This is a genomic window from Bythopirellula superficialaquae, assembly GCF_059632245.1.
This window is the reverse complement of record NZ_CP197426.1, coordinates 5,366,054-5,378,391: the sequence shown is the minus strand read 5'-3', so window position 1 is coordinate 5,378,391 and position 12,338 is coordinate 5,366,054. Positions and strand designations below refer to the sequence as shown.

9 protein-coding genes are annotated in these 12,338 nt (G+C 51.6%); 7 read left to right on the top strand and 2 right to left on the bottom strand.

The window, feature by feature from the left end:
* Positions 1-14: 14 nt before the first annotated feature.
* Positions 15-1,205, bottom strand: coding sequence for a Gfo/Idh/MocA family protein (locus SH678x_RS22260; protein WP_496920669.1), 1,191 nt, complete (start codon positions 1,203-1,205; stop codon positions 15-17).
* A gap of 181 nt (positions 1,206-1,386) precedes the next feature.
* Positions 1,387-2,583: a Gfo/Idh/MocA family protein gene (locus SH678x_RS22255; protein WP_496920668.1), complete on the bottom strand. Its 1,197-nt coding sequence runs from the start codon at positions 2,581-2,583 to the stop codon at positions 1,387-1,389.
* Positions 2,584-2,752: 169 nt separating this feature from the next.
* Between SH678x_RS22255 and SH678x_RS22250 the strand changes: the two genes are divergently transcribed.
* From SH678x_RS22250 to SH678x_RS22220, 7 genes are all read left to right on the top strand, one after another.
* Positions 2,753-3,553 (top strand): SDR family NAD(P)-dependent oxidoreductase, encoded by an 801-nt coding sequence (locus SH678x_RS22250; protein ID WP_496920667.1) that lies wholly within the window; start codon positions 2,753-2,755, stop codon positions 3,551-3,553.
* Positions 3,546-4,439: an ROK family protein gene (locus tag SH678x_RS22245; RefSeq protein WP_496920666.1), complete on the top strand. Its 894-nt coding sequence runs from the start codon at positions 3,546-3,548 to the stop codon at positions 4,437-4,439. Before SH678x_RS22250 ends, SH678x_RS22245 begins: the two co-directional genes overlap by 8 nt.
* Positions 4,440-4,447: 8 nt before the next feature.
* Complete coding sequence (locus SH678x_RS22240) at positions 4,448-5,236, top strand: sugar isomerase domain-containing protein (protein WP_496920665.1); 789 nt, start codon at positions 4,448-4,450, stop codon at positions 5,234-5,236.
* A gap of 42 nt (positions 5,237-5,278) precedes the next feature.
* Positions 5,279-6,328, top strand: a complete 1,050-nt coding sequence (locus SH678x_RS22235) for a hypothetical protein (RefSeq protein ID WP_496920664.1) — start codon at positions 5,279-5,281, stop codon at positions 6,326-6,328.
* A complete protein-coding gene (locus SH678x_RS22230) occupies positions 6,325-7,173 on the top strand; it encodes an MBL fold metallo-hydrolase (protein ID WP_496920663.1) in 849 nt (282 codons plus the stop codon). Before SH678x_RS22235 ends, SH678x_RS22230 begins: the two co-directional genes overlap by 4 nt.
* 49 nt (positions 7,174-7,222) lie before the next feature.
* The gene (locus tag SH678x_RS22225) at positions 7,223-10,450 is read left to right on the top strand and encodes a glycoside hydrolase family 97 N-terminal domain-containing protein (RefSeq protein WP_496920662.1); all 3,228 of its coding nucleotides are present in this window, start codon (positions 7,223-7,225) and stop codon (positions 10,448-10,450) included.
* Positions 10,451-10,523: 73 nt separating this feature from the next.
* Entirely contained in the window at positions 10,524-11,861 is a 1,338-nt protein-coding gene (locus SH678x_RS22220) for an ADP-ribosylglycohydrolase family protein (RefSeq protein ID WP_496920661.1), read from the top strand.
* Positions 11,862-12,338: the final 477 nt, after the last annotated feature.

Here is a 12,338-nt window from a genome sequence, read left to right as displayed (position 1 = left end):
ACAGCTTCCTATAATTACAGAGTCTGCTGACTAATCTGGCCAGTTTGCTTATGACGAAGGATTACCTTAGTGCTGCCATCCGTCATGCGTTCTTCTTTGATGAGGATGTAGTCGCCGTTGTACTCTTGGCGAGTCGGCGTGGCGATATTAGCATCTTGGCCGTGCCACAGGGTCAGTTCGATTTTCTCCCATTTTTTGGAGCTTATCGATCGATAAGCGGCATCGATAATCGCATTGACCACGTATCCATCGTAAAAATCTTCTTGCGGCTTCGCGCCCTGATCAAGGGAATTGAACATATCGTCAAACATGTCGCGATAGCCAAGCGAGGCAACTTCGTCTCCTACGGGGAACAACCAGCCTGTAGAGTTTTCGGCCTTTTCGGCCACATAACCGCTTTGGCCGTTGGCGGAAAACATCTCCATGCCGGTCCTCAGCCAATGATTGAGCCAGATAACGCCCTCCGTGCCGGAAACTTCATCGCGGAGATCCATGCCCCCGCGGAACGACCAACTCACTTCAAACTGGCCGATGGCGCCGTTTTCGTAGCGAACCAATCCAATGCCATGATCTTCGGCATCAATCGGGTGGACTTGGGTATCCGCCCAACAAACGACTTCCACCGGGCGAATTTCTTTGCCGATGAAACTGCGGGCGATTTCGATACAGTGGCATCCCAAGTCGATAATCGCGCCACCTCCCGAGAATTCCTTGTTCCAGAACCAGTCGCTATGCGGTCCAGAATGCGTTTCTCGCGAACGAACCCAGTTCACCTTGCCGATGGCACCTTGTCTTACCGATTCCAAAGCTTTCAGGGTTTTCGCTGTATAGCACAAGTCTTCCAGGTATCCGTGAAATACCCCGGCCTTCTCCACCGCTTGGAGCATCTGCAAAGCTTCCGCGGCGTTGCGTCCCAAAGGCTTGGTGCACAGAACCGATTTTCCCGCGGCACACGCGGCCAAGACGGCTTCCAGATGCAAATGATTAGGAAGCGCGATAACGACAACATCGCATTCAGGATCTTTGATCGCCAAAAGCATGTCAGTGGTATGTCGGGGGATACTCCATTTTTTGGCAAACTCGCTGGCTCGTTCGGGCGTGCGAGAATAGGCGATATCAATTCGATCTCGCCCACGCTGGCCATTCAAGGCCATCGTGTAGAACATACCAATCAATCCAGTGCCCAGCAAACAAATTCGGTGCATGCGAAGAGACTCACTTTTTGTGTAAAACGCGCGACTTTTCAATGACAGGCGATTAGTACCCTGAGTTGTTTTGCCAGTTTGCCTGGCGATTATGAGCAATACAATAATTTATCATATCGAAGATTTAATCCACCTTACAAGCATTGTGTATTGAACGAAACATTTTTTAAGAGCTTTTGTGTTAGCTCATGTTAGTAATGATTGGCCAGGGAAATTTCGACTTGAGATCAATGCGGCGTCCCGTCGCTTGGGATTCGCGCGCTGCTGTAATAATTTCCACGACATGTAAGGCATGTTCTGGAGTGAACAAGGGTTCTTTGCCGGTTGCCAAACATTCAGCGACTTGTGAAGCCCCCTGCGGCCAGACGTATCCCATGGAGTCAGTGACATGTCGCGTGTATTCAGGATTCTCAAAGGTCGCAACGTCGACTCCTAGGGGCTCCCAATCATAACCTACCAGCCCCAAATTGCCGTGAGTCCCCATCATCGAAATCGTATGTCTGGTTTCTTTTCCACCTCCATGGCCGTGGGGGTTGAAATAATTGAAACCACATTGAATGTGGGAAAGAACACCTTGATCGTGTTCGAGAATCACCATGGCGTTATCTTCCTCAGTTACCTTGATCTCGCCCTTCACGTCGATCTTTCTCGTGGGTGTGATCACGTTCACCATAGCGATTACCGAACGGGCGGGGCCGAAAAGGCCAGTCAAACTCGTGATATTGTAGACGCCCAAGTCTGGCAGGCTCCCTCCTCCTTTTTCGTAGAAGAACGAAGACCACGTGGGGCCGGTGTGTCCATAGTGAGCGTGGGCACACGCTACTTTGCCCAGAGTTCCCTGAGCAATTTGTTGAGCCATGAAGGCAAATTGAGGACTCGTGACCACGACAGGTGCACCCCAAACTCGCACACCCTTGGAATTGGCCAACTTCAAAATCTCCTGACCGGCACTCAGCGAGTTGGCGATGGGTTTTTCACTCCAAATATGTTTTCCGGCCTCGACCGCTTGACGGTTGAGTCTCTCATGCTCTTGCATGTCAGTCAAATTCACAAGCAGATCGAAGTCCGCTCCCGACAGCATCTGATCGATGTGCGAATAGTGATTGGGTATGCTGTGGCTCGCGGCTTGTTGGCGAGATCGCTCAGGAATGATGTCGCACGCGCTAACAAGCTCGACATAGCGGGATTTTTGCAGGTGTGGCAGGTAGCTGTGCGAAACACTGCCACAGCCGATAACCCCGACCCGTATCTTTTGCTTACGGGGTGCTTTTTCCACCGCGAAGACAGTAGTTGTCGAAGCAATACCGGCCAGCGTCAGCGCGGCTCCAGCTGCAGTGGTACACTCCAGGAATGAACGCCTATCAAGATCACCAGACATAAAAATACTCCAGTTTACGAGGCTGCATGAATTGGTCAGGCCTAGCCAATCAATATGCAACGTTGAAATCAACGATAAGATATAAAGATGAGATAACGTCGTATTAGTTATAGTTACATTATCAGTTTTACAGGAAATTTTGCCAAGCAGTTCATCAACGAAAACGTCCATGAATACTCTCGCGCTTGAAGATCGAGCCATCGTCATCGTTGGTGGTACTACCGGTCTAGGGTTATCAGCCGCTCGGGCATGCGCGCGCGCTGGAGCAAGTATTGTCGTTTGTGGCCGCAATCTGGAATCAGCGCGACAAGCTCAGGATATATTGGGAACACGGCACCGAGTATTGGTCGGCGATGCGATTGAATCAGCCACTACCAGCGAGGCCATTCAATTGGCACTTAATGCTTTTGGGCGATTTGACGCTCTGTATCATGTGGCAGGTGGCAGCGGACGTTCCTTCGGTGATGGTCCTTTGCATGAACTTACTGATGAAGCCATTGAAGAAACCTTGCGTTTGAACCTCGTTTCTATGATCAAGTCGAACAGGGCAGCGGTTAAAGAATTTTTGCGACTTGGTGTGGAAGGTTCTGTACTCAATATGGGAAGCGTACTAGCGAGTTCCCCTTCTCCCAAGCATTTTGCAACCCAGGTCTACGCGGCAGCGAAGGCGGCTATTGAAGGATTCACCAAGAGTTGCGCAGCCTACTATGCTAAACACAGTATCCGCTTCAATGTGATTGCAGCGGGACTGATTGAAACGCCGATGTCGCGCCGTGCGGTTCAAAATGAGCAGATTTGCAAATTTATCCGACACAAACAACCGCTCGATGGTGGCCGGTTTGGCAAGCCTGATGATCTTGACGATGCCGTCGTTTACTTTTTGAGTAGTGCGTCGCGTTACGTGACCGGACAAGTATTGGCGGTCGATGGTGGCTGGTCCGTAAGCGAAGGACTCTGTCACGATGAATGACTCTTGTATTTCAATCGGTATCGACATCGGAGGTACACGGATTAAAGCCCTTGCACAACAAGCCGATGGAACGCGGATTGACGAGTTTATCGAGCCAACGGTTGATAACGTTACTGATATGATTCAAGTGATTAGCGATTTGCTGAACCGATTCGGTCCAGACGAGTGCCATGTTGGAATCAGTGCACCGGGGATTGTTGCCCGCGACAATCGTGCCATCAGTTGGATGCGTGGCCGCATGGAGGCCCTGGAAGGTTTGAGATGGTGCGACACATTGCATCGCAATGCATGGGTGCTCAATGATGCACATGCCGCGACACTGGGTGAATACTGGTTAGGTGCGGCTCGGGGATTCAGTAACGTTCTGGTTCTTACCTTGGGCACAGGAGTTGGTGGGGGTGTCGTTCTCAACGGCGAATTATTCCAGGGGACTTCCGGCAGGGCGGGGCATTTGGGGCACATCTCGCTCGATCGATACGGTAGCCCCGATATAGTCGGCATGCCGGGCAGTCTCGAAGACTGCATAGGCAACCACAACTTGAGCGAACGCAGTGGCGGTCGCTTCACCTCCACGGCTGAGTTGCTAGTTGCTGTTGGTAAGGAAGACTTTTATGCCATGGAGTGTTGGGAAAAATCCGTCTACGGATTGGCAGTTGGGATCGCATCGCTCATCAATTGCTTCGACCCAGAGATCATAGTTCTAGGGGGCGGGATTTCAGTTTGCCAAGCCCCTTTGTTTGATCTCCTGCGAGAAAAGCTGGAGAAAGTGGAGTGGAAGCCCACGGGTGTTGGAGTCCCTATTGTTGGGGCAAAATTGGGAGAATTTGCTGGTGCCGTTGGTGCTGCAAGATTCGCCGCATTGAAGAACAGGGAGAAACAGCATTGATTAACCCCATGGCACGGTATCTCGAGGCTTGTGGCAAACTCGTTGATACAGTTGCTGCACAGCACAAACAAATCTCGCAAGTCGCGGATCGATATGCGGACTCCATCTTGGCTGGCCGGATGGTTCATGTTTTCGGTAGCGGCCATAGTCGAATCATGGTCGAAGAGATGTGGCCCCGCTATGGATCTTTTCCTGGGTTTAACCCCCTGGTGGAGCTTTCACTTTCTTTTCATCATCCAGTCGTAGGTAGTAACGGCCAGCGTCAAGCGATGTTCTTGGAGAATGTGTCTGGACTGGCGAGCCGCATCTTGCGCAACTTTGACCTTTCAACTCAAGACAGCGCGCTCGTTGTCAGTTCGAGTGGTTGCAATATTGTCCCTATTGAAATTGCAGAAGAATTTCGATCGCGGGGGGTCTTCGTGGCTGTTCTTGTGAGTCGTACCCACAGCGAAGGGAGCAGTTCGCGTCGCTCGGATGGCAAAAAACTAACCGACTTTGCCGACGTTGTCTTGGATACGGGCGCACCAGTCGGAGATTCCATGGTGCATATTGAAGGGCTGGCAACACCAGTCGCTCCGGGTTCCACGGTGGGTGGATGCATGATTGTGAATTGCATTAAAGCCGAAGTTGCTGAGCGACTGGTTAGGGCAGGGCAACCTCCGCGGGTTTTGACAGCGCCTGCTGTAATTGGTGCTGACGCCGCCGCCGAGCTATTTGAAGCGGCCTATGATGAGCACGGGCGTCGGCTGGCGAAGCTCTATGCGAATTTGGGTAACAATGACGTGACACATCAATGAAGAATGCATTGACTGCTTGATTTGTTGAAGGAGAAGTTAAGTATGATTGAAAGACCACTACGCACTTCTGTCATCGGCAGCTATCCATTTCCTGGCTGGTTGGAGTTTGCTGCCAAACAACTTCACGAGTTTGGTGTTGCGGACCGCCAGGAGATTCAAGAAGACGCAGTTGTCGTCGCGGTTCGCGATCAGGTTGCCGCGGGGCTCGATGTTATCACCGATGGTGAGCAAAGCCGGCTTGATTTCAACCTCTCTTTTTACGGTTATTTGAACGGAATTTCGGTCGAGCCTGAGCCCCCGCGGCGCTGGGGTCCGCCCGCACACGATCAACGCGGCAAGCACGACATTGTCGGCGAATTGACCGCACCACGGGGCTTGGGTGTGGTGGAGGAATTCCAACGCCTACAAGCAATTGCTGTAAGTCTCGTTCCTGCCGGAGTTAGTTTGAAGGCCAGCATTCCCGGACCATACACCCTATCCGGCCGACTTAATCCCAACTCGGAATACCCGGATCGATACGCCATCACTGAAGCCTTGTTGCCGTTTGTGCAAAAGGAATTAGTTCAGTTAGTCGAAGCTGGTTGTCAGGAGATATGCGTCGACGAACCCTCCATGAGTTGCTACGCGCATTGTGAAGATACCCAGCGATTCGTTGATATTTTTAACCGGACTATCGAGCCGATTGTCGGAAAAACTCGGATCTGCATGCACATGTGCTTTGGCAACTACAAGGGGCGTGGCATCGGTAAGAGACGTCCCGAGAGTATGTTCCCCGCTTTCCTACAATTGCGTGTTAACGAGATGCATTTGGAGATGACAACTCTGAATTTCAGCGGTTTGCATTTAATCGAACAGATTGCCGCGGCTGGAATTGATGCCGCCGTGGGAATCGTCGACGTGAAGAGCTATTACATCGAAACTCCGGAAGACATTGCCGAGCGAGTCCGTGCGTGCCTGAGATATGCACCCCCAGAACGACTTGTCTTTGCCCCGGATTGCGGTTTAAGCCAAACCGCGCGTTGGGCAGCGCGCAAAAAACTCCGAAATATGGTTGAGGGAGTCAAACAAGTTCGCGGGGAGATGAATCTTTGACACTTATCGAACCAGCATGCTCAGGTAAGGCCCTACAAAAGGAGATTGAAGATTATCCGGCTGCGGATGGGATCGTTTTATGGTGGTTGGGCCAAAGTGGATTTCTATTGAAATCAGCCGACAGGCGAGTACTTCTTGATCCTTATTTGTCAGATTCTTTGACCAAGAAGTACGCGAGTACTGACAAACCTCATGTTCGTATGACTCGCCTTGCTATTGCCCCTCGCAATTTGACTGCTATTGATGTGGTAACCTCGAGCCACAATCATACGGATCATCTCGATGCTGAAACGCTCTCTGAAGTGTTTGTCACGAATCCGCACGCCGCCTTCGTTATTCCCGAAGCCAATCGCTCCTTCGTCGTCGAGCGCGTGGGTTGTCATCACACTTGGCCGATCGGCCTTTCCGATGGGGAGTCCGTCATTCATAAGAATATAGTCATGCATGCGGTACCTGCGGCACATAATGAGATTGACCGCGATGACCAGGGCCGCTGCCGCAACTTGGGCTACGTTGTGCAAATGAATGGCATAAGTGTTTATCATAGCGGCGATACAATGCTCTATCCGGGCATGGCCGAGCTTTTGCGACCATTTAAGATTGATGTTGCCCTGCTCCCCATTAACGGCCATCGCGCAGAGCGTCGCGTGGCTGGTAATCTTTTCGGTGATGAAGCCGCAAGTTTAGCTAGACAGATCGGTGCACGATTGGTGATTCCCTGTCACTTCGACATGTTTGCCTTCAACACCGAAACACCGGAATTGTTTGTTGAAACCTGTCGGCAACTCGAACAACAATTCAAGGTTTTGCGCTGCGGTGAACGTTTGCAGATTGCCCGACGTTAAGAACTGCGAGAGACAGGGTATGACGAGCAGAAATGCGAATATTTGGTCTATGGCAAGTTCGGCAATACTACTGCTCGTAAGTTTGAATTTGTTGAGCAACCAAGCATGTTCTGAGGCTATGGCGGCTGGGTCGAACGAAGTCACCTTAAGCTCTCCTTCAGGCACGCTCGCACTTACGGTTTCTCTGCGATCAACAGGCCAGTCTTCGGAGCTACGTTACAAGATCCACTTCCATGACAAGCTCGTGGTGCTTGATTCCTCAATCTCGATGGGACTTGCGGATGGTGCGTCCCTGGGTAAGCAAACTCAACTTGTGAATAGCGCTGTGGAGGAAATCTCAGAGCGGTTTCGCCAATTCCCTGGGAAACGCTTAATCGTCGAAGATCACTGTAAGGAACTTGTGCTTAATTTGACCGAACAGACTTCTCCGAAACGTAAGTGGCGGTTCATCGCCCGAGTGTATGACGATGGAGTTGCATTCCGTTATGAATTCCCGAAGCAGGCTAACTGGCGTGAATTGGAACTTGCCAAAGAAGAAACTCAGTTCATTTTTCCTCCCCACTCTCATCTGACTTACTTGCCCTTGGCCGGATTTGTAACTTCCCATGAAGGCCTTTATGTGAAGGAGTCGATTGAGAGTTTCCCAGCCGATCAACTAGTCGATGTTCCGCTCCTGGCTGAGATTCCCGACATTGGTTGGGTGGCAGTTACTGAAGCCAATCTCACAAACTATGCGGGGATGTTCTTGAAACGGCAAGGCACCGAACCAGCGCTCACAGTCCAGCTCTCTCCGCATACCAAGGAGAAGGGATTGTCAGTAAAAACGCCACTGCCGGCCGAGTCTCCATGGCGCGTTATTTTCGTTGGCCAGGAGATCGACGATCTTGTCGAGTCCGACTTGGTTCTCAAGCTAAACAAGCCTTCAGGGATTGTCGACACATCTTGGATTCGACCGGGCAAAACGACATTTCCTTGGTGGAATGGTTTTCACGAGGAAGGTCTTTCCATTAATCCTGGTCTAAATACAGATTTTGCAAAGCACTACATCGACTTCTGTGCGGAGTACGGCATTCCCTATCATTCCCTAGATGGCGTGGAAAATACGGCTTGGTATGGTGGCCCCATAGTTCCCTACGAAGGTGACGATCCTACCACTCCGGTTGAGGGTCTCGACCTGCAGGAGGTCTTGGCGCACGCGAAGGAAAGAGGAGTGAAACTACGATTATGGCTCCATTGGCAAGCGGCTCAGACCCACATGCAGCGGGCCTTTCCCATCTACCACAAATGGGGCATCGATGGTGTGATGATTGATTTCATGGATCGCAATGATCAACAGATGATCCAATTCCAACGTGAGCTCCTGGATCTGGCGGCTGAAAATCAACTCACCGTCAATTTTCATGATGTGGCGCCGCCGTCGGGACTAGAGCGAACGTTTCCGAATCTGCTCAATACAGAAGCCGTCATGAACCTGGAATATAATAAATGGAATGAACGAGGCATTTCAGCAGATCACGATCTTAATATTCCATTCACTCGCATGCTTGCGGGACCTTTGGATTATCATCAGGGTTCATTTCGAACCGTTCCCAGCCAAGACTTTCAGCCGCGGGACGTTGCGCCACTGGTCATTGGAACTCCATGTCGAACGCTGGCTTCCTATGTGGTCTTACAGAATCATTTGCCCATGCTGGCGGATTATCCCGCGGCTTATCGCCGGAATGAACTGACTCAAGTCGCGGCGCGCGTACCGGCCACTTGGGACGAGACGATTGTCCTAGCCGGAAAAGTCGGCGAAATGATAGCCATTGCCCGCCGCGCGAGAAGTGACTGGTGGATTGGAATCATGACCGATGCCAAACCACGTCAGGTCGTATTCCCTATCGAGTTTCTCGAGCAAGGGGAGTTTCGAGCGACAATATATCAAGACGATCTGGAATCCTCTCAAAAATTCCAAGTAGCAGAGGAATCACTGACTTCTAAAGACAAGCTCACTCTTTCTTTATCCGCTGCTGGTGGAGCATTAGTGCATCTCACACCAGCGCCAATCACACCCCCAGGTTGGCGCCTTGTGTGGAGCGATGATTTTGACCAGCTCGATCCCTCGAAATGGAAGGTTGAAGAGACACTGCCTATCGATGAGCATTCGCCAGTCACTCCAGCTGCCGAGCTGATGTCAGTCAAGAACGGCGAGCTGGCACTTAAATCAGATGCAGCAAATTTGAAACGGATAGGAAGAGTCGTTAGCTCATATGCTCAGCGATATGGTCGGTGGGAAGTTCGAGCTCGGCTTCCGTCAGCAAATACGATTCATTCTTTCATTCGCTTGCTCCCGGTTTCGCCTTGGCCAAGTGGCGGAGAAATTGACATTATGACTCATGCCGGTGAACGATATTTCACCAATAGCGAATTTCACTGGGGTAGCAGCGAGCCCTATTTTCATGATCGCCGGGTGATTCCTCAACGAGCCTCTGTCCGTGGAAAACTGGACGATTTCTCGGAGGACTTCCACACTTACGCGGTTGAGTGGACGCCGGACCAACTCCGTTTCTTTGTCGATGATGTTTATCATACCATTTTTTACAGTGACGAAGTCGGAGACTTCTTACCTAAGCTCCTATCTCCGATGTACTTATCGATTGACGCAAGGTCCATCCAAAAAGCTGTGAAGGGAGGCCAATCTGGCGGTCAATCACATCAGTTGCTGATTGATTGGGTGAGAGTTTACAAAGCGGAAAGAACCACCAAACACCGTCAATTCTTGAATGGCAGTTTTGAAAAAAGTGGTGGGTCCTTGGCAGGTTGGCACGTATTCGGAAATCAAATGACGGGCGAACCCAACGTGCAACCTTCTTGGCAGCAATCGCGCGATGGTCATTGGTCGCTGGCGCTCTCTGCGCCATCAAGCAAAGGCGAAGGTTATTCTGGTGTCTCCCAAGCGATTGATGTCGTTCCAGGGAAACGTGCGAGGGCTAGAATATGGATTAAAGTTGATTCTCAACAAAAACTTACCGACACCAAGAGCTTTGCCACTCTAAAAGTCGAATTCTATCGACGTATCGCCGACTACTTTGGTGGCCCAGGCATGATTAGCTTCAAAGAGATCGTCATCGCGGATCATAAGGTTCACCATGACGAATGGCGCCAATATGAAATAAACTTGGAAGTTCCTCAGGACGCCGTCGAGGCGCGGCTTTCGCTGGTCTTTGCTCAGAAGGACTCAAGCCTTGGCCGTGTCTTTATCGATGAAGTTGAGTTCGTCGCTCAAGATAACTGATAACCGCTCAATTCAAGCTGCATTGAGTGCACACTGACTTGAAACACATGCTCTCGCATCAAGGGTAAAGCCGATGGCTGTTTCAGCGCAACACCGCTTGAACTCGTCTTTTAGTAATCTGCTCGTTAGTCGCCGAGGTTTTCTGCGTCATTCGGCTGCTTGTGGCGCGGTACTAATCAGTTCCAGTTCTAAAGCTCAGGCTCAGGATCGGCCTGCTCCCGATCCCAAGCTACGTGACAGAGTTTCTGGGCTGCTGATCGGTACACTGATTGGCGATGCACTGGGAGGTCCCATCGAGTTTCAGGATCCCGTCAAAGTTCATGATTTACGAAACGGGCCAAAGACATGGAGCGCCGAGGAGAATTTAGACGCTTCCGCGAGGCAGGCCTTGGTGGGTCGAATCACGATGCGAGGATACCAAGAGTTACGACCAGTGCCTGAACCTTATGGGCATTGGACTCCCAACGCGATGCCAGGGACAATCACAGACGACAGCCGACATAAGATGGTGCTCCTTGACGCACTTCGCCAAGCCGAAGCAACTGATAGCTGGCCGATTGGCGAGCAAGAATTGGCGACGGCCTACTTGGCTTGGCCAGCAGCTCGTCGTGGCGACTTCGAGGCGCGGTTCGGTGAACTGCGTCGTCAGTGGCTTGAGCAAATCGAATTTGCCGCGCGGTGGACCCTGGGTGTCCGTGATCTGTCGCGAGCACGACCAACCGAGCGACTCTGGGTCGGCCTCCCCACTTGTTGCGGACAAATGACGTTACCCCCCTTGGCTGCAATTTATGCTGGTCAGCCTGAGGCAGCCTATCTCGCCGCGGATAGCGTCGACTTTCTCGACAATGGATTTGGCCGCGACATGAACTGCGCATTGGTGGCCGGACTCGCGCGGGCCTTGACAGCCAATGTCGATCGCGCTCGACCGCGTTTGGCCTGGGAGCAGGTCTTCGCGGCGATGCGCGCAGTCGACCCTTACGGATATGGGCGGGTACCCTGGTCGGAACGCGCCGTTGATCGATGGTTGAATTTCGCTTTGGAGACGGCACGAAACGCTCAGGGCCGTCCAGCAGCCTGCTTTTCTCGACTGGACCTGGAATTTGCGCAGACCACGAAATGGGAAGCTCAGGTCCCTTACGTTGTTATATTTGCGATCATGGAATTAACCGATTACGACCCACTAGCTGGGCTCCAACTTTGCATGGAATGGGGACATGACACGGACTCGTACGCACAATTGCTCGGCGCATTCATTGGTGCACTTTATGGAACTGAGGTCTTCGATGCTAACATGCGATCAACTGTTGAGAATCGGCTTGGTGCGGACTATGGCGAACGTTTAGATGAGTGGGAAACTCTCTTGCTACGACTTCGCGATTTAGCAGCAGTGCGTATGCTCTTTCAACGTTAATAACCTATCGCCGATAATTATTGGCTGATCAATATTGCAACTACTCACCCTCAGTCTGAAGCAGGGTACATAACATTCCTGAGCTCGATATCTTTCTAGCGCGAAGCCAATCGAGGTAAGTGGCGATCATAAGAGCGAAGCCAATTCCTGTTAAATCGTACGGCGCGAGACGAGAAACGGCCGAGACACTGACATTTCGGCCTGCAGTTTGCAAAAAACATTCCAGACATCCATTTGCGAATACTAGTCACTTTCTGTCGCCGCAATACTAAACTGTTGCACCGGGAAACCGCGCTCAGTTAAGCAGGTAATCTGGCAACAACCGTACCTGCACCAGCTCACACAGGTGGGCGTGCCATTTGTAGGTAGCGCGTTTTTTTTCACCCGGCGGACAGCGGGAGGTCCGCCCAGCAGGTGACCGGCGGGGGAAGCGGACGCCGAAGCGCGTCAGGCAGGTTCCTCAGCGAGGTGGCATGC